Here is a 17,643-nt window from a genome sequence, read left to right on the forward strand (position 1 = left end):
CATGTCTTTCGTTGTTGCTGAATCATAAGGCCGAACTTTTTTCGCTGGCAAATGATTTTAGCAGGCGACCATGCGGCGTGGTGTGTGATTGTCGTTCGCTGATAGACGTGGCGAGAGGCCGCCGGTCATGTTGATGTACACGGCGAGATATCTCGCGGCGGCCACTCCATGGCTCGTCCAATCGTGTCGGAAATTCCAGATTCCGGTCTTCTCATTCCGCTCCCGTCGGTGTCCACGCAGCGCGGCCAGCAAGCCCTTGCACTTCTCTGCATCGACGACGAGCTGCGGAAAGATTACGCGGATGTTGTTCATGTCCTTGTCGAGAGATGGCGTGCGCTCCAATAGCTCCACCTGCAGGCCCTGGTCCTCGAATAGCTCAGCATCAGTCTTGCCCGTGTGTGAATTCACCCGGGCGCCGTCATGAGGAATGATGACCTTGGCGTATCGGTAAGGCTTGGCCAGCATGACGTTGCTGATGACATCTGGCAGCGTGGCATTGTTGTCCTCCCAATAGTCGATGAGGTTGTAGGTGCTGCCGGTACCCGCTTGGGCGAAGATGATGGCGTGCGGGTCCCCTCGCCCACTGGCAGCGTGACCTAAGTCGAAGATAGCATAGACAGGCTTATTGGGGTCATGCGGCACCAAGCCGATGCGCTCGCCCATCGCCTCGATCTCTCGCCGGAAGATGGCACCCTCTGCGAATGTGCGCGGCTTGCCCAGCCAGACATTCTCGTAGCCGACCGGGTCATACTTGAGCATGTCCAGCCGCTCCTGCTCCAGCACGGCCGGAAACCACGGATTGTCATAGAAGTTGACCTCGACGACGTGGGCATTGGTTGGCTGGCGGATGACAAAGCGTTGGTACGTGGGATCGTCCTCAAGGTCCGGGTTGAACGTCACCCAGATTTCGGAGCCATCCTTACGCACGGTGGGCGTCAGGTTCTTCCAGCTTCCTTCCGACACCGCCTGGGCTTCCTCGACCCAGCAGATGTCTGCACCTTCCAGCGACTTGACGGCGGCGGCGTCCTGCTTGGACAGGCCTTTGAAGATGAATTCGGAGCCGATGTTGTTGGTGATGCTGTACTTGCCAACGTCATACGGGAGATTGAACAGCTCGATTTGGTCCTTGAGGAGCTGGTGAACGCTCTCCTCGATGCTGTTCTGGAATTCACGGGCGCAGACCACCCGGAGCGGCTTACGGGCAGCCAGGTGGACCAGAGCGCGGGCAACCGACCAGCTCTTCCCCGAACCACGGCCACCATGGAAGACCTTGTAGCGATGCGGCTCAAAGAGCCCGGCGAACTTCTCGGGGATCTCGATGCGGTTCAAGCATCAGAGCTTCCCTTGGGCCGGACGAGGACGACTTCAAGCCTGTTCTCAACCTGGACGGGGTTGTTCGGGTCACCGCCCTCTATCTTGTCCGGCACCTTCCCCCAGCCGCGCTCGATGATGAACTGAGCCCAGGCCTTGTCCCCCTGCAGCGCCTGAAGCAGCCCGACGATGAAGACGGCGTCGATGGCCTTCTTGTCCTCGCCGCACTGCGCCCGGATGGCGTCGGCGATGGGCTGTGGCAGCACGGTGTCCCCGTCAAGCAGAGCACGAACCCGGGCTTCGAGGTTGGGAATGCCAGGAGGACGGCCAGCCGGATTGCCCGACTCCCCCGCCTGGAACGGCTTGCCGACCGGCATCCCGTCCGGTCGCATCGCCGCTGCTCGTCCTCTGTTCACCCGCTGATGGTAACCCGAACAGCGGTATCTGGAAACCGTCATCACAGACCGACACGAGGTAAGCTGCGCAAAAAGCGTCTGACCAGACAGAGTTAAAAGATATCTATATACTTACAGCAGATTCGATGATTAATGGCCGGCATGAACACATCGACCATCGACATCGACGACGACTACGTCACCGACCGGACCCGCGTCCGAGCGAAGTGGGGCATCGCTGCCGCGCCCGGCTTCGGCACCTTCCCCGTCGTGATGATGGCGAACCAGGCCAAGCTGGGTCTCGACGTCTACGAGTTCAATGTGCTCATGCACCTCGTCGCCCATTGGCACGCCGCCGACCGCGCACCCTTCCCGCATTCCCGGACGATCGCCAAGCGCATGGGGCTGGGCATCCGCAAGATCCAGCGGTGCCTGAAGTCCTTGCAAGACAAGGGCTTGATCGAACGCATCGAGAAGAAGACCCGCGAGGACCGCCTCGCCTACGACCTCCGGCCGCTGGTGGCGAAACTGGACCCGTTGGCCCGGGAATGGCTGGCGCTGCGCAGCGCGCGGGACGCCCAGGCGCCCACGCTCCAGGACCTCCTGCGCGAAGAGGACGAATGGGATGACGACCTCGACGACGATGATGAGGAGGAGGAAGACGAGGAGGATTTGCCCTTCTGAGGTGCAGAAGGCTGTTCATTTCTCGCCTTAAGGCCGTCCCTTGGTTGTGATTCGGAATTGCCCTTTGGTATTTACGAGATTGTGGACTTCACCCGATTCGTTCCCGCGCCCCTTCATTACAGGTTTGGGTGCTGAACTATCAGGCCCCAAGGGGCGGCGGCCTAATCCGCTAGTCAGGTGAAGAAAGGAGGGCAGCGTGAAGCTGCTCTGTCCGATCCACATGCCGGTCCGGGTGACCTCTTACAAGAGGTTCCGGTTCGGACGCTGGGAGCAGGTTTGCTCTCACTGTAGAGGACTCCCAAGCCGGTAGGACGGCTCAGGAGTCCATAGTTCTACAAGATGGGGGGTCGCCTACGGGCGGCCCCTCTGGCATTTCCGGGGGTCTCCCGGAAATCTCGAACCCGACCTGGTAAAAGAGGGTCGGTTGTAATTGAGTTGGAGTTCAATGGCAGCGCTCTCGCCAGAGCCTCGCCGGGGTATGGTTACCATCCGGTTAAGACGGCCCATGTGCTTCCTCTACCCTTGCTCCCAACTTGTGAATCGCTGGGTTTTGTCAACTTGTTCTAGGGACAATTTTCCCCACCTTCAAGGCCTTGCCAAGGGGGTCTAAGCCCTTTCAAGGCAGGTATGAGACAATTATCCAAAGAATGAACGTACGGAAAAGTACCAATTTGGGAGCTGTACAGCTTTGTACGGATGCTCACTTTAAGGCTCTACTGGCCACCGTCACAGAACCGGCAACTCCAGAACCACTCGCCGTCGTAGCAAGGCCCGGAGTCCACACACTGGCCTTGCTCCGCGATGAACCACACGCCCAATCCAATCATCGATAGCGCTGCTACCGTCAGTAGGGCCTCTTTCATTGCAGCGCGTCCCTCACCTGAAAAAACGTCCAGGCGCAAGCTAGTGCGAACACGCCAATCCAAATGGCGCGGTCAATCATTTGCTCGATAGTCATTTCCTCACTTTCTCTTTTGTTGGTATTTCAACTCTTTGAGCCTTCTTTCAGCGGATGCAATAACGTCGACAAGATGCCATTCCCGCTGTCTGTCTGGGCGTTTTGTGTCCATCAACCTCCAGCTATCGCGCCGCTTGATCTTCTTCAGCCATTTGGTGCTTACGCCCATCAACTGCCCGACATCGAAGAACGTTATCCCTTGCTGACACCGAGCCAGGGACTTCAGCATATCCACTGCCGTCTCAGCTTGAGCCACCACTCTCGCATGTTCAGCGACAGTATCCACGGTTAGGACCGCTTCTAATGCGGGAGCAGAGTCCCGCACCACAATGACATCCAGCTCTGCTATCGGTTGGTCTAACCCCGAACGAATTGCGCGCGATTTGTGAAACGCAAACCAAGCCTCTGCGGCGCCAGGCGGAAGCGAGTCACGCGGACCAGCCTCCACCCGGTTCGATACGACCGCAGCCATCAGCGCTTCTTCCGCTGGTCGCCGCCAGCCAGCTGAGCGACATACCGCATCGCCCGGCGACGAGACGCGAAGGGCCCGCCGACCTCAACGAAGTCAGACGGCTTGACCTTCTTGTGCTTGTTGTACGATGCGTACTGCTCGATCACGGTCTTGCTCAGGCCGTTGAACAGCCGCTCCAGCGTACCGATGACGCGGACACGCAGCGGGCGATACACGGGGCCGCGGGGGGTCTTGAACTGGCCTACATACCAGCTCAGGTTCTCGGGTTGTTTCTTCATGGGGGTTTTTCCTTCTCGTTGGTTTTGGGTGTGTTGGCGTTACCAACCTTATGGTTGGCCCGTCCACCGATGCCACCGGTAGCGGCCCTACCCGCTCGCATTGGCCAGCTCGACGTAGCCGCGCGGGTCATTGGCGGGATGCAGGTAGCCCTTGTCACGCAGCCGACTGAGCAGCTTGTGTGCCGAAGTCGTTCCGAGCGTTTGAACGGTACGGGCGTCGATGCCGCCGTACTTCCTCAGGTACGCGACGACGCGGGCCTGGACGTTGAGCTGATGTTCGGTCGGCTGCAGGCCGAAGAATGAGAGGACGCGGCTCATTCATTGATGCCTCCCACCTTCACGTAACCAGAGCCAGCGCACTGACCACAAGGCTCACAGGCCACCCTCCAAAAGCCGCGCTGGTACTTCTTGACCTCGTCCTTTCGGATCGTCGCTTCTTCCCTGTGAATGGCGCCGGAGGTCTTGGTTGTTTCCTTCTTGGCCGTGCAAATCTCGCCATCACCTTGGCATTTCTTGCACACATCGAGACGTTCGGAGTTCGCGTTTTCGAGCGGGACGTCTTTCAGCTTGAAGGGCATCCTCGGAAACATGTGCTCGTCGAGCTGCGGGAGTTGAGAGCGCTTAGCCATTCATCGGGCGCTCCCATCTAAGCCTTGGCCTTCGAGAACGTCGATTTCGATGCAGGCGATTCGTTCAGACGCAAACATCACGGCATCCGCCTTCTCTCGTGTCTTATGAACGCAGGAGAACATTTCATCTCGCCCATCGCCCGGCAGGTAAACATTCAACCAGCCCTTGATGCGCTTGGGCTCTCTCCACTCCGCCACGAGGTCATGCTCGTATTCTTTGGAGGCGTACTCACGCCCGTCCGGGTTCAACCATTTGTGGGTATTGGTTTCCGGCTCCTCATCAATGTACGCGAGGATAGGATATTCATCGTCGGGATTGAAAGGATTGCGCTTGTCCATTGCGACGAACGCCTTTGCGCCTGAACGTGTGCGGTAGAACTTACCGGCTTCGATCTTCAGCTTTTCCAAGTCCCTCGCTTTCTATTGGTTGACGATTGCGTGCGCCATCACAGCGCCCATGCCAAACCAGCCGCACATGGCGAAGCAAGCGATAATCAAAGTGTTCTTGATAGTCATTGTTCGATCTCCTGTTGTTACTGTCATGCTGAGTCACACCAAGAATCTCGTCAACAAAATTCTGGTGGCAAATTTGCCACGACGATTCGTCACGTTTTTTGTTGATGTATACGACTTCTCGACTCATCCTGTTCTCACAACAGGAGTGAATGACTATGCAAATACAGACGAGAGGACGCGCCGCATCGGTGCTTCCTGATTTCAAGGAAGCAGAGCACAGGCGCCGCATCGGCGAGCTTGCGCGCTTGATTGATGATCTTTCCGGTGAGATGGGCTCCGCGGCATTCCGCGATGCCATGCGCTTGCACGGATACGACGTTGATGCCGACCTGGGCATGTTGCTCCGGCGCGGCGTTGATAGAACCACCAACTAAGAGAAAGAGAGGACATTGAAACCACAGAAATCCGCGGGCAATTTCGCGCCCGTACCGACGGGCCCTCAGCCGGCCATCCTGTACTCCCTGATTGACCTCGGCACTCAGCAAGGCACCTATCAGGGTAAACCTGCCAACCCCAAGCGCAAGATTGCGATGCGCTTCGAGCTGCACGGCGAAGACACCAAGCTTGACGACGGTCGTCCGATGTCAATCGGGAAGACCTTCACCCTCAGCTCCAGCGCCAAAGGCAACCTACGTCCCTTCATGGAAGGCTGGCGCGGCAAGTCCTTCTCCGATGAAGAGTTCGAAGCCTTCGACCTCCAGAACATGCTTGGCAAGGCCGCCATCCTCACCATCGTCGAAGACGGCGAATACCGTGTCATCAACGGCATCAGCCGCCTTATCGCGGGCATGAAGGCGCCGGAGATGTTCAACAAGCAGGTCTACCTCAGCCTTGAGCCCGAGGAATTCGACCCCGCTGTGTTCGATGCCCTGAGCGACAAGATGAAGGATATCATCCGACAGTCGCCCGAGTACCAGGCGCTGAATGGCAAGGCGATCGACAGCGCGGTCAAAGCCACTGGCGGCGATGCGCCGTTCGACGATGAAATTCCTTTTTGATAAGTAATTGATTTCATTGAAATGGAAAAATCCTGCATCGCATGTCAACGCCGCCTGCCTCTGGAGTGCTTCTACAAGCACCCAGACACGGCGGACGGTCGCTTAGGCAAGTGCAAAGATTGCCAGAAGGCAAACGTCAAAGCAGCTCGCGAGCGCAATCCCGCGCATTATCGGGCCTATGAACAACGTCGCGCCAAGCTCGACCATCGTATTGCAGCGGCCAAAGCATACGCAGCTGCAAATCCCGATGTCATCAAGCGCTTACAGGCCAAGAGCAATACCCTCCACTTCATCAACCGCGAAGCCCGCATCATACTGGGCAACGCTGTAAGAGACGGTCGCATTGCTCGTCCGTTCCGGTGTGAGGTCTGTCAACAGGCAGTGCCGATGAAGACGCTGCACGGGCACCACGAGGACTATACCAAACCTCTATGGGCCGCCTGGTGCTGCAGCCGATGCCACAGAAACATCCACAAGGGTGTCGTGACACTCGGCCTTTTCCACGAACTGCGAAAGACTGCCTAGTGGACGCCAACACGCCCCAAGACGCAGACGCCGCCGAACTGGCGGCGCTGTGTCAGGCGGTCGAAGATGATCGGAAAGCCTTCGTCAAACACATGGAGGCCGCGATGGCGCTATGGATGAAGCTCGGGCAAAGCCGAGCCGCCCGAGACGCATTCAAGGCCGCTTACCGAGCCAAATATCATTTGAGCTAACGAAAGAAACGACATGGCCAACAAGGTCAAACGCACTATCAGCATCTCGGCCGAGAGCGACTATGAAATCCACCGGCTGGCTAAGCTGTGGGGGGTTAAAGTCACTAAGGCCCGCGAACGCTGCTACCACTACGTCGCCGCTCGGCTTGGAAATTTCCAGCCCGGAAGCACATATATCAAAGATGAGGCGGCTCTCCGCCAGGCTGAGGCCAAGGTTGAAATGCTCAAAGCGCCTCAGCGAAATTGCTCGGCGGCATAGATGTCATCGTACGGCCCGTGCTCAGTCATGAAATCCCACCAGAACATGACCATCTGGTCCATGACGACTTGATAATCCTGCCAAACGACATCACCGCGATGCTCGACCTCAACCGAGAGGTAAGTCTGCTCTGTGGGAGCTTCGCCGTTTGCTGACCACATCACCTTTGCGACTTCCGACTTCGCAATAGTCTTGCGGTTGAAGTGCTTTGAACCGTTGGCAAGTGCTTGGAGAGTAGAAAAGGAATAAGCATTCTCATCGAGCCATTTCTTGAAGTCATCGATGGTCTCAATCCTGAGACGCTGCTTGGCCCTCTCGTCCTTCTTCAGCCAATCCCCCCAAATCCACTCCGCTAGATGGTACGAGCTGAGCGCGCAGTTAATGGCGGCACTTGCCGACGTATTGTCTCGGCAGAATGCCTGATAGTCATCAATGACCTTGTTGTAGAAATCGCGGGAATTCAGGATGTTGAACACGGATTACCCCGAGCTAGCCCCCTAACTAAATAGGCCACAGTCCATAGCATAAGCCCCTGCCCAAGCGGCATCGGCTTCATCTTCACCGAGGTCTTTGCCCCAGCGCGCTTTTGCGGCGGCCTGCATCTCAGGCTTCTTGGCGTTGCCTTTGCCGGTGGCGTGGATTTTCAGTTTGCTGAGATGGACCGCCGACCATGGCAGCCCCGCCAACTCGCAGGCGAGTACGGCAGCGCCGAGCATGGGGAAGAGAGCTTTGACGCTGCTGAATTGTCCGGAGAATGGCTCTTCGATACAGACGCCGATGCAATCCGGTCCGGCGAAGTGCTTGATGAGCCCGTGTACCCCGACCGTCCGGCTGCCAATGTTGCCTTCAAACCGAAGTGCCTGGGCATCGAGTCCTCCATCCAGATACACCCTACTTACGCCGAGGGTTGTCCCTAGATCCAAGCCGAGCACGAATTTGCGACCCAATCAAAGAGCTTTGATCGGTTTTCCGACAACGTACACAGGAAGCTTGCGCGGGGCCTTGCGGAGGAGCGCTTTAATCTCGCCCACGAGTTTGGCTGGCACGCGAACGGGTACGGTTCGTTCGTTGTAAAGGCTCGGCCGTCCTGGCCGACGCCGCTTTACAGGCTGGGATGTTTGCATGGCCTTAATCGTGAGCCCATCGCAAGCGAGCGTCAATCAAAACCGGTAGAAGGCGAGCACGGACAGAACGATGGTCAAGGCGGCACAGATCGCCAGCGCGCCTTTAGCGCTGAGGCTCAGGCCAAGGAATTTAACATGCAGCTCGGGATGGTCAGACATAGGCGCAGCTCTCCATTTAAGTTTGGATTCTGCGTCGCCAACCAAGATTCATAAGACCCGAAATTGTAAGACTCGCAAGCGAATTGATTCACGCTTGAGCCATCTAAAAATTTGACCGGCGTTAACGCGACTCACAATTACCGCGCTGAGTGGCTGATTTTCTTGAGGATTTTGTCCGTATATTCGGGGAAATCCGTCAACCGAAAAAGTTTTACAAAGGCGTCACGTGAAGCAGATCACATCCCCTCATCGGGCTCAGTCGTCGCCCGCTAACAGGACACCTTCCTTCTGGAAGTCCCGGTCGGTCCGGTAATAGCTTTCGATGAAATCGTCATCGTTGCCGGCGAAGAAGCTGTACATCCCATATTCGTCCAGGTCCTTGAAATAAAAGCCGACCCGGCTCTCCACGAAATGGTCGAGGTGGAAGGCGATGAGGTGAGCGGTCTCGAAGACCCTCTCCCCATGCTTGGCGTGCCACAGCGGCTGGTCCCGCTCACGCCAATGGTATTCCCGCATCCCCGTCTTGATGTGCTCGTAAAGGCGCTTGTCCTTCTCCAGCCGCTCATTGGCGGCCGTCGCCTTCTCCTGGTTCTTCGAACGCTGCCACAGGTACCACCCGCCAGCGATGACCAGCACAATAAGCCATGACTCCATGGTGCTTCCCCCCGGCTCATTATCGCCGGGAGGTGGCGGCGGCTCAATACTGCGGCCGCTTCAGCAGCTCGGGCAGCCGGGATATCGCCTTAGCAATTCGTCTCGCCTCATCGCGGGAGAGGAATTGGCTGGCGTACTGGTAGCCGTGGCTGTGCAGGTCCTCGCGGTGCATGACGCCGCAGATGTAGAACCCAGTCGCATCGAAGACGCGGAAGCCATCCTTGTCCTCTTCCATCGTCCACGGCGCCGGAAAGCGTCGAAGGTTGTCCATCTACCACTTTCGACCACCCAGAACCCGCGGCCTAACCTCGCGCGGGACCGCGCTCTTCATCTCATCGCGCTGCACACAGAGCTGATCCACCTTGGCCTGCATCCGGGCCAGGAGCGCTTCGGCCGAGGCCGTCCCTATCCCGGCACGTTGAAGCTGGAGGATTTCCTTGCGCTGCCGACCTATTTGCGTGCGCATGCGCTCGATTTCCGAGCGGAGATATTCGAGTGTGGGCATGTCCGGACCTGGGAAAATTCCCAAGTAGAATGGGGGTAAAACGTGAACAAACGCAAGCCGCTATATTTAGCGGGTCAGGGTATCCAGTAATACTTTCGGCGGTTCGCTATCCCATGGACTCCCGAAAGAGCCACGCCCGTCTCAGCGGCAATCTTCCGAAAGGAGTATCCCTGTTCCCGAAGGGCGCGAATTTCCCGCACCTCTGACGCGCAGAGCCTGGTAGTGCCGCTCCGCCCTTTCCTCATTTTGTCGGCCATGTTCTCCGCGGGAGTGCCGACGCTTAAATGCCGAGGGTTGACGCAAAAGCCATTGTCGCAGGAATGCATCACCAGCATGCCGGGCGGGATTGGCCCGTTGACGATCTCACAGCTCAGCCGGTGCGCCGGGATGTTCCAGAGACGCCCATACCTGCCGTCTAAGATTGGGCCAGACCAGAGCCAGCATTGCTCGGGGCCTCCTTTGACTACGTGGCTCCAGAACTCTTCAAGCCGAGCTTCATTCCATTCCAATCACCCCACTTTCTGTTGAGTTAGCTTTTGAAGCAGCCGGTGCCGCTCCATTACGTTGCCGCCCATAGCCAGCCTCACGTCGTCGATGAAGGCCGATACGCTGGGTAGCTTCTCCCTTCCGATGACCGCCCACTTCGCCGCCTTGCGGATGGCGAACAGCGGGTAGTCCCCCAGGGCTTCGCACCATCCCGCCACCTGAAGTTTGAGCTTGGCATCATCCCCGGTGAAGACGTTCATCACTGCGAACATGCTACCGATGGCGACTTCCAGTTCGGGTCCGCGCTCCCTTGCAGGCTGCAGGATCTCAGAAAGGGATTTCACCCGCTGGGATAGCTGGGACCGTTCCGCCTCCGTCAACGCGGGCATCGCCGGGGCCTTGCCCCCCACTGACGCCACCACCAGGCTGTGCTGTTCCATTGCGTGCAACCAAGCTGTGACGCATGGCGCCAGCGAGGCCCCTGTCAAGGCTATTGCCAGCCGCTCGGCTTCCGCCGCGGTTCGCGGAGCGGCGACAGTGAGAGCGCCAGGTTGCGAACCAGTCGGCTTTGCGACCGCCGTGGACGGCGTTGCCGCTGGTCCAGTAATCGGAGAACTCCTCCCACTCCCTGCTGATACGATTGACGTCCCACCCGAACTGCTCGTTCGCCCAGCTTCCCCATTCGCTGGGAGCGAGTCCGTCGAACGGTGTTGCGCCGTTTCGCAGAAACTCTTCAAGACGGATTGCAGGTGTTGATCCACGACGGGAGGCTTTCGTTGGTTGGGGAGATACAGAGGGGACTATTTCATTAGTATTGCTTGAGTCAGTATTACTAGTTGCGGGTTTACCGTCGCGGTTTTCCCGCCGCGGGATAGCCGTATCGGATAATCCGCTGCGGTCCACCAATACCTGGTAGTCGTAGGTAGCGAATTTGCCACCGTCCCCCCGACGAGCTTCGCGCTTGAGCCAGCCAGCATCCAGCAGCTCCTTCAATGCAGAGTGCAAGGCATCCTTGCCATCGGCGCTTTCAGCAACGAGCGCGCTTTCATAGAACGCCCACCCCTCCGGCTTACTAAACATGATGGCGTAGAGGCCTTTAGACTTCATGCTGAGCTTGCGGTCCTGGAGCAGCTCATTGGGTACCTGGGTGAATGGTGCGGTTTGTTTGGTGAGCTTATTCATGCGTCGCGCCACCCCGCCTTACCCACAAGGCGAAATTCATTGCAATGAGTGCCGAATGGGTGACCGCCACGAGGATCATTCAGGGAGAACACACAGGCGCCTATTCCGCCTACGTGATCCCGCCTGTAGTCGCCGCAGTAGCATTCATCCTCTGGATGGTGTTCTGGAGAGATTGGTTTGTATTCGCGTAAGACGGCTACACAGGTGTAGCCTGACTTTGTATGGCAGGAGCAGATGAGTTTCGTGACATCCATGCACCTTCTTTCCGTTGTTAAGCGATGCACCAAAAGAAATCGCTGGGCGTTGAGGGTGCATGCTCACCGCCCACCGCAAAGCTTGCGGAGAGAAGTCGTATACAGCAAGCACTCTGCCGAAAATTATTTCAGCTCTGTTTCCGGCGCGAGTTCACCAACTCAATCGCGCGCTCTTCCAGCTTCGTCATCACCAATATCGCCCCAGCGAAGGCAACCAGTCCCGCGATGCTGTGCCCGATCCATTGCGGCTCACCATCTTCGTCAAAGTTGACCCAGCTGCGCGGAATCCACCAAAGCATTGCCTCAACGCCCTTGTATATCATGTAGCCCACGCCGATCATCGCCGCGACAATCGAGGCATAGCGCAGCATTTTCGCAAAGCCTGCCTCCGCTCTTACCTCGACCCACTGCGCAGGCTGCCAAAGCAAGACGTAGAACTGGTAGGCGGTGCTGACGCCTATCCCGACACTAATTATTGCTGCGAGTGTGAGCAGTACCAGGCGCATGTGACTATCCTCCCCCGATCTTTCGACTTTACGACGAATGACCGGCGGCGCAAGATTCGTCGCACCAACCAAACATCTTCAACCTTTTCTGCGGAGACGCTTATGGCGATCGACGATGCACGCCCCTGCCCATGTGGCAGCGGCTTATCTTCCCGCTGGTCAAATGATGCCCGCGGTATCCCCCTCGCGAGGGTCTGCCCGAAGTGTGAGGACGAAAAGCTTTCCCACTACCGGCCGGAAGTGCTGACGGACAACAACTACTATGCCGATGAGGATATCGATGGCGACTAAGATGCATCGCCACTGGTATCGCTGCAACGGCGACCACCTGATGCAGTGGACCCGGGAAACGCCGGAGCCGGAGAACTCGCCTTGCCCGACCTGCGGCCTCCTGTTCTTCCCCTGGGCAAGCGAGGACATGACGACCGCCAAGTTCATAGAAGACAACGGCATCGTCGATATACCTGCGCCGCCGCAGCTCGACCTCTTCGGATAGCGAAAGCTCGTCAGTGCGATTTCTCCCACGAAGCAGCAGGATAGGCACGCTGGCGCGGAGAGTGGGTTCATAGAATCCGCGTTGAGAGCTGATGACCTTGCAAGGTGCTGACGACTTCCCCCTCTTCGGAGGGGGACTTTCTTATGCGCTCTCACGCCCTCTCAAGCTCGTTGCGGTATACGATTTTCGCCCGCAAGATTCTCGCACACTCACCAGCGAGACATCATCATGCAGAGCATCACGTTTGAGCGCGTGAGCAATCACGCGACCTATACCCATTTCATCGAGATGAATGGCGACATCATCGCGCTCACCAATCTCGAAAAGCGGCAGACCCGCGTCGGCGTCGTGTTCGGCGAAGAATTCCCGAACGACTACCAGAGGCTGGCAATCGCGCATCTCGCGAACGTCGCCACGAGCCTGGACCCGACTGTGGAGCTTGTCTTCAAGGAAGGGACATCACCCTTCCCCGGCAACATCACGACAAAGCATCCGTTCGCGGACCTCTGCTCAACGTGAACATCGAGCTTGGGGTGCTGGCCAGGCGGTGCAGCTTCCTTCGATGGGAAACCCCAACCCAACCGCGCTTCTCCTCCCGGCGCGGACTACTTGGCCCTTGACGGTGAATCCGTTGAGGGCCATTCTTTTTGGGCACTGCGGCGCTGAAAGTAGAAGCGCACAGTTTGGTGGGCGTCTTGGCTATATAACGGTGCACCGTAATAGCGACCCAATGGCTGACGAACGTGCAGCTTAATGACGACAGCCGGAGTAACGCCCGGCCAGTGCATAGGTTACGCAAGACGGTTGCTGGAGCGTTCGTGATTGGCCTGCCAGCGTAAAGATTCCACGCTCGGCCTATTTTGCCCCCTCGGGGGCTTTTTGATTCAGGTGCATCATGCCAAAGCACGTTTCCTTCGCCTATGACGACGTGAGAAGGCCCACCCTCACCATCTACGAGGACGGGACCTACAAGGAGCACCGGTCCTTCACGAGGGCCAGGGTTGCCAGGGTGAAGCTCTATCCTAATCCCGACCGTGGACCGACGAACGCCCAGCTCGACCTCGTGAAGAAACTTGCAGCCGCCGCCGTCGCGATGACGCCAGATTGCGCTATTGAGTTTGGTCCGAAGGCATCGCCGTGGACCTATGAAGGTTTTGCCCGGCTTTTCGGGGACGAGTTTGTAGAGGGATATGCGAGATGATTGCCCGTTTCGTCCGCGCTCACGAGCGCATGTTTCTACGGGCCGCCAAGTCCCCGCTGTTGAGCTGGCTGCCAGTGCTGCCCCTATGGGCCCTGACGACCATCCAAGTCGCGTTGTGGGTGGGCTTGGGTCTGACCCTCTACGCCCAGTACCGGGTCGGAGGCCTCTGAAAAATTTTTCGCGGCAGGCTTGAACCAGAACGCCCGCTCCCTAGTTTTATCGGCAGCCGCCTTGCACGCTGCATAAGCGGTCACACCCCAGACTGAACTCGGAGTGAGTTAGCTGGGGTGCGGTGCCGTCACCGTCGGTATAGAGTTTTCTCTTAGGCCGGAGCCCGGCCGAGTTGCGATTAGTGTTTTCTTACTCGTTGGAGACGGCGCCTTCGAGGATCAACCTTCAGCTTTGCTGGGGGGTGCTCCTCGATGTTCTTGTATCCCCTTGACATCGTTGGCCCTTCAGCAAGCTGTCACCTCGAATGGAGACCGCTTTGACTAAGGACCACAATTTTCTGCACCGCCTCTACCTTGCGGCGGCCACCGTGACCGGCTTCGGCGGGTTCGCGATGACCGCTGCCATCCTCTCCGGTGACCTGAGCAACTTGCAGCAGCTCGTTGCCGTCTATGCCCACGCGTTCGAGGTCGGCGCCGCCGCCCTCATGATCTACGCGGTCGGCAAGAACAGGGAGGACTAAGCCGCTTTAAAAGCATCAAGAGATTTCCCGCTCTCCGCCATCTCGGCCTTCAGCCAGGTTGGTTCAGCACCGCGGCCCGCCCAGGTCTTGGACGGGTCGCGGAGGCTGCGATACTTGACTGCGGCCGAGGGTGGTCTCTTGCCCTCGCCCGGCTTGAACCCAAGGGCCTTGATCTCGGACTCCAACTGGAGGCGCCGAGCGTCTTTGGCCGCCGCCAGCAAGGCGGTGATCTGCGGGTACGCCTCGATCATCTCGTCCAGTGTGAGGGCTTTGAATGATGCGACTATGCTGGCCATGCAAACTCCCGCTGTATCGAAAGCTACGCTATGCTTTGCGCCGAAGACGGCCAACCGGCTTGGCGGGGCATAGAGGTGCAGCTTTGAGCGAACCGGAAAAGAAGATTAAAGCGCGGGTTCAGAAGACCAAGCGGGTGTTCGTTCACAACGACCTATCCCATGCCGCGATGTACTTTGCCGACAACATCCAGGAGAAACTGGACAGGGGTAGCAGAGACGCCATCATGTTCGACGGCATGGCCTGCGCGGTGATGGTGGCATTCACGTTCGAGGCCAACGTCAACTTCATGGGCTACGAGCTGGAGAAGGCCGGGAAGCTACCGAATTGGGATGAGCGCGAGGGCTTTGCGAAGAAGCTGAAGAAGGTGTTCGGCGCACTCAGCATCCCGGTGGAGCTGGACAAGCGGCCGTTGAAGTCCATGGAGCGGATGAAGGTGCTGCGGGACACCCTGGCCCACGGTAAGCCGGTCTATGCCGAGTATGACCAGGTTGAGATTGGCTACCATGAGGAGCTGGACCGCGGTGCCGAGCTGCTGGCGGGTTGGGAGCCGGAATGCACATCCGATTCCGTGTTTGAGGCACGCGCTGACCTCGAAGAGCTTTGGAAGGTGATGGTGGAGAAATCCGGCCTGGATATCTGGGACACGATGACGACCGGTGAAGGCGGCCTCACATTCATCGAGCATGTGGACCCGAGTACACCGTCAACGCATCCAAAAACGTGACAGGCAATTTCAAGGCTGAAGTGAGCGGGTGATGAGTAAGAACTTCAAAGCCGCCACACGGTCAACGAAGGTAAACTCGATGCCGTTATCTCTGTAGGCAATTTCGTAATCGCGGTCCCACCCTCTAGCCCTCTCACAGAGGCCATCAAGATCTTCGGGCGCCTCAACGAATACCTGATAGCGCTGCGGGAACGCCTTCATCATTTTATCAAGAACGCGTCTGGCTTCAGTTTCAGCGCCTTCATCTCCTCCCGCATCCAGCGCGGCATCGAGCCCCTGCCCGTCCAGGTCAGCTTGCGGTCCTTCTTACTGCGATGGGTGGGCTTCGGCTTCGCCCTTGTTTTCCTGATGCCCGCAGCTTTCTGTTCCTCGACTTCGAGGCGCCGCAGCTCGTGCGCCATCATCTCGTCATGAGCTTTACGGGCCTTATCGTATACACGATGCATGGCTTCGAGCGTGTACTTCATGTCATTGACGCCAAGGCCCATGAAGCCCAGGATGACCTTGCGGCCTAATTCATGCTCGGGAGGCGGACTGAACGGCTTCTGCTTCTTCATCAGGCACCTTTAACGAAGCCCAGACCTTAAAGCGCGCTTGCCGAGAATGGAAGGGTGTGAGAGCTTTGGGCCAACCGTTCCTTTCGAGGAGGCCAGGGGTTTGTGCTCTTTCCTTAAGCAAGAACAGCACCGCCCCACTTTTATTTTTCCGAATTTGATTGACGGCCTTTTTCCTTCGGCGCACGATTCAGTGGCTTAAGGAAAGAAACTCACGTGAACTACATCGACTGCGGTTATAAGAACTACGCCGAGCTTGCGCGCTCAGCTCCCCAACATCAAGACGCGCCCGCCGAGACTTACACAGTCTGGCGCGATGCACCCGAGGATGAATACCTCGCACGGGCAATCCAAACCAATCTCATTAGCTTTGATAACTATGAGCAGGCCGTCGCCTTTATCGGCAACTGTGATGCTTACCGTGGAGATGTGTTGAGCATCGAGAAAGACGGCAAGACGCTTTTTGATGCCATGTGGGCCGAGACTATTGGCCGGTATTTGAACGCATAAGAGAAAGTGAGGGCTTTGAAACATATCGACGCACGCACCCTATTCACTGACTGGACGATGCAGAACGGCGGGATGATGAAAGGAGGTTATGGCTTTCTATCCCCAAGCGCGAAGGCCGAGATTGAGTATTACGCTGGCCGAGTGAATGCGCTGATTGATACCACTGACGATTTAGTAAAGGCTCTTAATGCGATTGGAGCTGCCCATACCCAGCATAACCTTCTTTCAACCGCCACTGATGAAGAGCGCCGGGCTTTCATTGACCGTGTCATTACAGCCTGGAATGATTACGCCATTCCGGCCCTCGCCAAAGCGGAGGGCTGTTGATGTGGCGCTCCCCGAATACCAATCCCGAGAGCTGACCGCCGAGGACAGGCTCTACATTTTCAACCGGGCCACGGCTGGCATGAGCGGTGCCTTAGAGCGTTGGGCTAAGCGTGCCAAGTCTCCAATGACTGACGAGGAAGTTGCAGAAGCACTGGCCTTCGAAATCGGACAGGGCGGAGGATGTGGCCCGGACAGGCCATCCTACGACTACAACAGCAGCGGCCTGCGTATTTGGGGAGGCTGGCCTTACCCCGACATCACTAAGGAAAAACCCCTTTGGTCAGGTGCGGCCACGATCGCCATGGCCCGCCAGGTCTACGTCATCAAGACGCCAGAAGAGTTTCGCGAACCGAGCTTGTTCGACTTCGCGCAAGAGCAACAACAGAATGTACAAGCATGAACACCCCAAACACCATAGCGCCGAGCCGGACTGAGTTGCCGGGCGGATACGGCATCGAGCACTTTGAAAAAGTGAACGGCCTGGGCATCACCGAGCGACGGGTATGCTTGGTATCGCCAGATGGATGTGCCGTTGCTGACCTCAATACGACCGGCGCCCACCTACACGCATTCGTCGCAGCGATGAACCGCCCATCCCCACAGCAAGCCCCGGTGCGAAGTGTGGAGGTGCAGGAGTGTTTTGAGTCAATCGATGGTGGATTCGCACTCACCAACAATCGTGCCCGCACGCTCCTCGCCTACATCGCCACCCTTGAGGCCCAGCCCCCAGCCGCACCGTGATACACCGTCGCGTGCA

35 protein-coding genes are annotated in these 17,643 nt (G+C 57.7%); 16 read left to right on the forward strand and 19 right to left on the reverse strand.

Going from position 1 to position 17,643, the window contains the following annotated elements; all coding sequences use genetic code 11:
* Positions 1-57 precede the first annotated feature (57 nt).
* Both JQ587_RS09470 and JQ587_RS09475 read right to left on the reverse strand, forming a co-directional pair.
* Entirely contained in the window at positions 58-1,329 is a 1,272-nt protein-coding gene (locus tag JQ587_RS09470) for a PBSX family phage terminase large subunit (protein ID WP_212425120.1), read from the reverse strand.
* Positions 1,326-1,688: a DUF5681 domain-containing protein gene (locus tag JQ587_RS09475; RefSeq protein ID WP_212425121.1), complete on the reverse strand. Its 363-nt coding sequence runs from the start codon at positions 1,686-1,688 to the stop codon at positions 1,326-1,328. Before JQ587_RS09475 ends, JQ587_RS09470 begins: the two co-directional genes overlap by 4 nt.
* A gap of 171 nt (positions 1,689-1,859) precedes the next feature.
* On the opposite strand from JQ587_RS09475, the gene JQ587_RS09480 reads away from it, so the two are divergent.
* Positions 1,860-2,390 (forward strand): helix-turn-helix domain-containing protein, encoded by a 531-nt coding sequence (locus JQ587_RS09480; protein WP_212425122.1) that lies wholly within the window; start codon positions 1,860-1,862, stop codon positions 2,388-2,390.
* A gap of 962 nt (positions 2,391-3,352) precedes the next feature.
* On the opposite strand, the gene JQ587_RS09485 is transcribed toward JQ587_RS09480, so the two are convergent.
* The 5 genes from JQ587_RS09485 to JQ587_RS09505 form a co-directional block, all read right to left on the reverse strand.
* Positions 3,353-3,820, reverse strand: a complete 468-nt coding sequence (locus JQ587_RS09485) for a hypothetical protein (protein ID WP_212425123.1) — start codon at positions 3,818-3,820, stop codon at positions 3,353-3,355.
* Positions 3,820-4,098 (reverse strand): hypothetical protein, encoded by a 279-nt coding sequence (locus JQ587_RS09490; protein WP_212425124.1) that lies wholly within the window; start codon positions 4,096-4,098, stop codon positions 3,820-3,822. Before JQ587_RS09490 ends, JQ587_RS09485 begins: the two co-directional genes overlap by 1 nt.
* Before the next feature lie 87 nt (positions 4,099-4,185).
* Positions 4,186-4,416, reverse strand: a complete 231-nt coding sequence (locus JQ587_RS09495; protein WP_212425125.1) for a hypothetical protein — start codon at positions 4,414-4,416, stop codon at positions 4,186-4,188.
* Positions 4,413-4,727 (reverse strand): hypothetical protein, encoded by a 315-nt coding sequence (locus JQ587_RS09500; protein ID WP_212425126.1) that lies wholly within the window; start codon positions 4,725-4,727, stop codon positions 4,413-4,415. The genes JQ587_RS09495 and JQ587_RS09500 overlap by 4 nt, the downstream gene beginning before the upstream one ends.
* Positions 4,728-5,135, reverse strand: coding sequence for a hypothetical protein (locus JQ587_RS09505; protein WP_212425127.1), 408 nt, complete (start codon positions 5,133-5,135; stop codon positions 4,728-4,730).
* Positions 5,136-5,398: 263 nt separating this feature from the next.
* Here JQ587_RS09505 and JQ587_RS09510 point away from each other — a divergent pair, with 263 nt between their 5' ends.
* Genes JQ587_RS09510 through JQ587_RS09530 form a run of 5 tightly spaced genes read left to right on the forward strand, consistent with a single transcriptional unit; the run spans position 5,399 to position 7,216 of the window.
* On the forward strand, positions 5,399-5,617 hold the full coding sequence (locus JQ587_RS09510) for a hypothetical protein (protein ID WP_212425128.1): 219 nt from the start codon (positions 5,399-5,401) through the stop codon (positions 5,615-5,617).
* A 15-nt stretch (positions 5,618-5,632) separates the two neighbouring features.
* Positions 5,633-6,241: a phage replication initiation protein, NGO0469 family gene (locus JQ587_RS09515; protein WP_212425129.1), complete on the forward strand. Its 609-nt coding sequence runs from the start codon at positions 5,633-5,635 to the stop codon at positions 6,239-6,241.
* Between the two features lie 21 nt (positions 6,242-6,262).
* A complete protein-coding gene (locus JQ587_RS09520) occupies positions 6,263-6,766 on the forward strand; it encodes a hypothetical protein (protein WP_212425130.1) in 504 nt (167 codons plus the stop codon).
* Complete coding sequence (locus JQ587_RS09525) at positions 6,766-6,957, forward strand: hypothetical protein (protein ID WP_212425131.1); 192 nt, start codon at positions 6,766-6,768, stop codon at positions 6,955-6,957. Before JQ587_RS09520 ends, JQ587_RS09525 begins: the two co-directional genes overlap by 1 nt.
* Positions 6,958-6,970: 13 nt before the next feature.
* On the forward strand, positions 6,971-7,216 hold the full coding sequence (locus JQ587_RS09530; protein WP_212425132.1) for a hypothetical protein: 246 nt from the start codon (positions 6,971-6,973) through the stop codon (positions 7,214-7,216).
* On the opposite strand, the gene JQ587_RS09535 is transcribed toward JQ587_RS09530, so the two are convergent.
* The 9 genes from JQ587_RS09535 to JQ587_RS09570 all read right to left on the reverse strand — a co-directional run bounded on the left by JQ587_RS09535 (position 7,192) and on the right by JQ587_RS09570 (position 12,086).
* Positions 7,192-7,692, reverse strand: a complete 501-nt coding sequence (locus JQ587_RS09535) for a hypothetical protein (protein ID WP_212425133.1) — start codon at positions 7,690-7,692, stop codon at positions 7,192-7,194. The genes JQ587_RS09530 and JQ587_RS09535 overlap by 25 nt on opposite strands.
* 21 nt (positions 7,693-7,713) lie before the next feature.
* Positions 7,714-8,106, reverse strand: a complete 393-nt coding sequence (locus JQ587_RS09540) for a RuvC family protein (RefSeq protein WP_212425134.1) — start codon at positions 8,104-8,106, stop codon at positions 7,714-7,716.
* 270 nt (positions 8,107-8,376) lie between these two features.
* Complete coding sequence (locus JQ587_RS36880; RefSeq protein WP_283810509.1) at positions 8,377-8,499, reverse strand: hypothetical protein; 123 nt, start codon at positions 8,497-8,499, stop codon at positions 8,377-8,379.
* A 255-nt stretch (positions 8,500-8,754) separates the two neighbouring features.
* The gene (locus JQ587_RS09545) at positions 8,755-9,135 is read right to left on the reverse strand and encodes a hypothetical protein (protein ID WP_212425135.1); all 381 of its coding nucleotides are present in this window, start codon (positions 9,133-9,135) and stop codon (positions 8,755-8,757) included.
* Between the two features lie 61 nt (positions 9,136-9,196).
* The gene (locus JQ587_RS09550; RefSeq protein WP_212425136.1) at positions 9,197-9,424 is read right to left on the reverse strand and encodes a hypothetical protein; all 228 of its coding nucleotides are present in this window, start codon (positions 9,422-9,424) and stop codon (positions 9,197-9,199) included.
* A 308-nt stretch (positions 9,425-9,732) separates the two neighbouring features.
* Positions 9,733-10,167 (reverse strand): HNH endonuclease, encoded by a 435-nt coding sequence (locus tag JQ587_RS37145; RefSeq protein WP_212425137.1) that lies wholly within the window; start codon positions 10,165-10,167, stop codon positions 9,733-9,735.
* Positions 10,168-10,416 (reverse strand): hypothetical protein, encoded by a 249-nt coding sequence (locus tag JQ587_RS09560; RefSeq protein WP_212425138.1) that lies wholly within the window; start codon positions 10,414-10,416, stop codon positions 10,168-10,170.
* Between the two features lie 55 nt (positions 10,417-10,471).
* A complete protein-coding gene (locus JQ587_RS09565) occupies positions 10,472-11,326 on the reverse strand; it encodes a hypothetical protein (RefSeq protein WP_212425139.1) in 855 nt (284 codons plus the stop codon).
* Between the two features lie 382 nt (positions 11,327-11,708).
* On the reverse strand, positions 11,709-12,086 hold the full coding sequence (locus JQ587_RS09570) for a hypothetical protein (RefSeq protein ID WP_212425140.1): 378 nt from the start codon (positions 12,084-12,086) through the stop codon (positions 11,709-11,711).
* Positions 12,087-12,188: 102 nt separating this feature from the next.
* On the opposite strand from JQ587_RS09570, the gene JQ587_RS09575 reads away from it, so the two are divergent.
* The 5 genes from JQ587_RS09575 to JQ587_RS09595 all read left to right on the forward strand — a co-directional run bounded on the left by JQ587_RS09575 (position 12,189) and on the right by JQ587_RS09595 (position 14,474).
* Positions 12,189-12,377, forward strand: coding sequence for a hypothetical protein (locus tag JQ587_RS09575; protein WP_212425141.1), 189 nt, complete (start codon positions 12,189-12,191; stop codon positions 12,375-12,377).
* Positions 12,367-12,582, forward strand: coding sequence for a hypothetical protein (locus tag JQ587_RS09580; protein WP_212425142.1), 216 nt, complete (start codon positions 12,367-12,369; stop codon positions 12,580-12,582). Before JQ587_RS09575 ends, JQ587_RS09580 begins: the two co-directional genes overlap by 11 nt.
* Before the next feature lie 228 nt (positions 12,583-12,810).
* Entirely contained in the window at positions 12,811-13,101 is a 291-nt protein-coding gene (locus tag JQ587_RS09585) for a hypothetical protein (protein WP_212425143.1), read from the forward strand.
* 376 nt (positions 13,102-13,477) lie between these two features.
* On the forward strand, positions 13,478-13,783 hold the full coding sequence (locus tag JQ587_RS09590; RefSeq protein ID WP_212425144.1) for a hypothetical protein: 306 nt from the start codon (positions 13,478-13,480) through the stop codon (positions 13,781-13,783).
* Between the two features lie 487 nt (positions 13,784-14,270).
* A complete protein-coding gene (locus tag JQ587_RS09595) occupies positions 14,271-14,474 on the forward strand; it encodes a hypothetical protein (protein WP_212425145.1) in 204 nt (67 codons plus the stop codon).
* Here JQ587_RS09595 and JQ587_RS09600 read toward each other — a convergent pair.
* Entirely contained in the window at positions 14,471-14,770 is a 300-nt protein-coding gene (locus JQ587_RS09600) for an H-NS family nucleoid-associated regulatory protein (protein WP_212425146.1), read from the reverse strand. The two genes, JQ587_RS09595 and JQ587_RS09600, sit on opposite strands and share 4 nt — an antisense overlap.
* An 83-nt stretch (positions 14,771-14,853) precedes the next feature.
* Here JQ587_RS09600 and JQ587_RS09605 point away from each other — a divergent pair, with 83 nt between their 5' ends.
* Positions 14,854-15,495 (forward strand): hypothetical protein, encoded by a 642-nt coding sequence (locus JQ587_RS09605; protein ID WP_212425147.1) that lies wholly within the window; start codon positions 14,854-14,856, stop codon positions 15,493-15,495.
* 9 nt (positions 15,496-15,504) lie between these two features.
* On the opposite strand, the gene JQ587_RS09610 is transcribed toward JQ587_RS09605, so the two are convergent.
* Both JQ587_RS09610 and JQ587_RS09615 read right to left on the reverse strand, forming a co-directional pair.
* Positions 15,505-15,699, reverse strand: coding sequence for a hypothetical protein (locus tag JQ587_RS09610; RefSeq protein WP_212425148.1), 195 nt, complete (start codon positions 15,697-15,699; stop codon positions 15,505-15,507).
* Entirely contained in the window at positions 15,696-16,052 is a 357-nt protein-coding gene (locus JQ587_RS09615; protein ID WP_212425149.1) for an H-NS family nucleoid-associated regulatory protein, read from the reverse strand. Before JQ587_RS09615 ends, JQ587_RS09610 begins: the two co-directional genes overlap by 4 nt.
* A 213-nt stretch (positions 16,053-16,265) precedes the next feature.
* Between JQ587_RS09615 and JQ587_RS09620 the strand changes: the two genes are divergently transcribed.
* Genes JQ587_RS09620 through JQ587_RS09635 form a run of 4 tightly spaced genes read left to right on the forward strand, consistent with a single transcriptional unit; the run spans position 16,266 to position 17,627 of the window.
* Positions 16,266-16,559: a hypothetical protein gene (locus JQ587_RS09620; RefSeq protein ID WP_212425150.1), complete on the forward strand. Its 294-nt coding sequence runs from the start codon at positions 16,266-16,268 to the stop codon at positions 16,557-16,559.
* A gap of 15 nt (positions 16,560-16,574) precedes the next feature.
* The gene (locus JQ587_RS09625) at positions 16,575-16,886 is read left to right on the forward strand and encodes a hypothetical protein (RefSeq protein WP_212425151.1); all 312 of its coding nucleotides are present in this window, start codon (positions 16,575-16,577) and stop codon (positions 16,884-16,886) included.
* A gap of 1 nt (position 16,887) precedes the next feature.
* Positions 16,888-17,286: a hypothetical protein gene (locus tag JQ587_RS09630; protein WP_212425152.1), complete on the forward strand. Its 399-nt coding sequence runs from the start codon at positions 16,888-16,890 to the stop codon at positions 17,284-17,286.
* The gene (locus JQ587_RS09635; protein WP_212425153.1) at positions 17,283-17,627 is read left to right on the forward strand and encodes a hypothetical protein; all 345 of its coding nucleotides are present in this window, start codon (positions 17,283-17,285) and stop codon (positions 17,625-17,627) included. The genes JQ587_RS09630 and JQ587_RS09635 overlap by 4 nt, the downstream gene beginning before the upstream one ends.
* Positions 17,628-17,643 lie beyond the last annotated feature (16 nt).

The sequence above is a fragment of the Bradyrhizobium manausense genome, from assembly GCF_018130615.1.
GTDB classification, from domain to species: Bacteria; Pseudomonadota; Alphaproteobacteria; order Rhizobiales; family Xanthobacteraceae; genus Bradyrhizobium; species Bradyrhizobium manausense_A.

Excerpts from the sequence above, each read along its gene's own strand:
- JQ587_RS09475 (WP_212425121.1), bottom strand. The coding sequence starts at position 1,688 with ATGCCGGTCGGCAAGCCGTTCCAGGCGGGGGAGTCGGGCAATCCGGCT.
- JQ587_RS09480 (WP_212425122.1), top strand. The coding sequence starts at position 1,860 with ATGGCCGGCATGAACACATCGACCATCGACATCGACGACGACTACGTC.
- JQ587_RS09485 (WP_212425123.1), bottom strand. The coding sequence starts at position 3,820 with ATGGCTGCGGTCGTATCGAACCGGGTGGAGGCTGGTCCGCGTGACTCG.
- JQ587_RS09490 (WP_212425124.1), bottom strand. The coding sequence starts at position 4,098 with ATGAAGAAACAACCCGAGAACCTGAGCTGGTATGTAGGCCAGTTCAAG.
- JQ587_RS09495 (WP_212425125.1), bottom strand. The coding sequence starts at position 4,416 with ATGAGCCGCGTCCTCTCATTCTTCGGCCTGCAGCCGACCGAACATCAG.
- JQ587_RS09500 (WP_212425126.1), bottom strand. The coding sequence starts at position 4,727 with ATGGCTAAGCGCTCTCAACTCCCGCAGCTCGACGAGCACATGTTTCCG.
- JQ587_RS09510 (WP_212425128.1), top strand. The coding sequence starts at position 5,399 with ATGCAAATACAGACGAGAGGACGCGCCGCATCGGTGCTTCCTGATTTC.
- JQ587_RS09520 (WP_212425130.1), top strand. The coding sequence starts at position 6,263 with ATGGAAAAATCCTGCATCGCATGTCAACGCCGCCTGCCTCTGGAGTGC.
- JQ587_RS09530 (WP_212425132.1), top strand. The coding sequence starts at position 6,971 with ATGGCCAACAAGGTCAAACGCACTATCAGCATCTCGGCCGAGAGCGAC.
- JQ587_RS36880 (WP_283810509.1), bottom strand. The coding sequence starts at position 8,499 with ATGTCTGACCATCCCGAGCTGCATGTTAAATTCCTTGGCCTGAGCCTC.
- JQ587_RS09550 (WP_212425136.1), bottom strand. The coding sequence starts at position 9,424 with ATGGACAACCTTCGACGCTTTCCGGCGCCGTGGACGATGGAAGAGGAC.
- JQ587_RS09560 (WP_212425138.1), bottom strand. The coding sequence starts at position 10,416 with ATGTTCGCAGTGATGAACGTCTTCACCGGGGATGATGCCAAGCTCAAA.
- JQ587_RS09565 (WP_212425139.1), bottom strand. The coding sequence starts at position 11,326 with ATGAATAAGCTCACCAAACAAACCGCACCATTCACCCAGGTACCCAAT.
- JQ587_RS09570 (WP_212425140.1), bottom strand. The coding sequence starts at position 12,086 with ATGCGCCTGGTACTGCTCACACTCGCAGCAATAATTAGTGTCGGGATA.
- JQ587_RS09575 (WP_212425141.1), top strand. The coding sequence starts at position 12,189 with ATGGCGATCGACGATGCACGCCCCTGCCCATGTGGCAGCGGCTTATCT.
- JQ587_RS09580 (WP_212425142.1), top strand. The coding sequence starts at position 12,367 with ATGGCGACTAAGATGCATCGCCACTGGTATCGCTGCAACGGCGACCAC.
- JQ587_RS09585 (WP_212425143.1), top strand. The coding sequence starts at position 12,811 with ATGCAGAGCATCACGTTTGAGCGCGTGAGCAATCACGCGACCTATACC.
- JQ587_RS09590 (WP_212425144.1), top strand. The coding sequence starts at position 13,478 with ATGCCAAAGCACGTTTCCTTCGCCTATGACGACGTGAGAAGGCCCACC.
- JQ587_RS09600 (WP_212425146.1), bottom strand. The coding sequence starts at position 14,770 with ATGGCCAGCATAGTCGCATCATTCAAAGCCCTCACACTGGACGAGATG.
- JQ587_RS09610 (WP_212425148.1), bottom strand. The coding sequence starts at position 15,699 with ATGATGAAGGCGTTCCCGCAGCGCTATCAGGTATTCGTTGAGGCGCCC.
- JQ587_RS09615 (WP_212425149.1), bottom strand. The coding sequence starts at position 16,052 with ATGAAGAAGCAGAAGCCGTTCAGTCCGCCTCCCGAGCATGAATTAGGC.
- JQ587_RS09635 (WP_212425153.1), top strand. The coding sequence starts at position 17,283 with ATGAACACCCCAAACACCATAGCGCCGAGCCGGACTGAGTTGCCGGGC.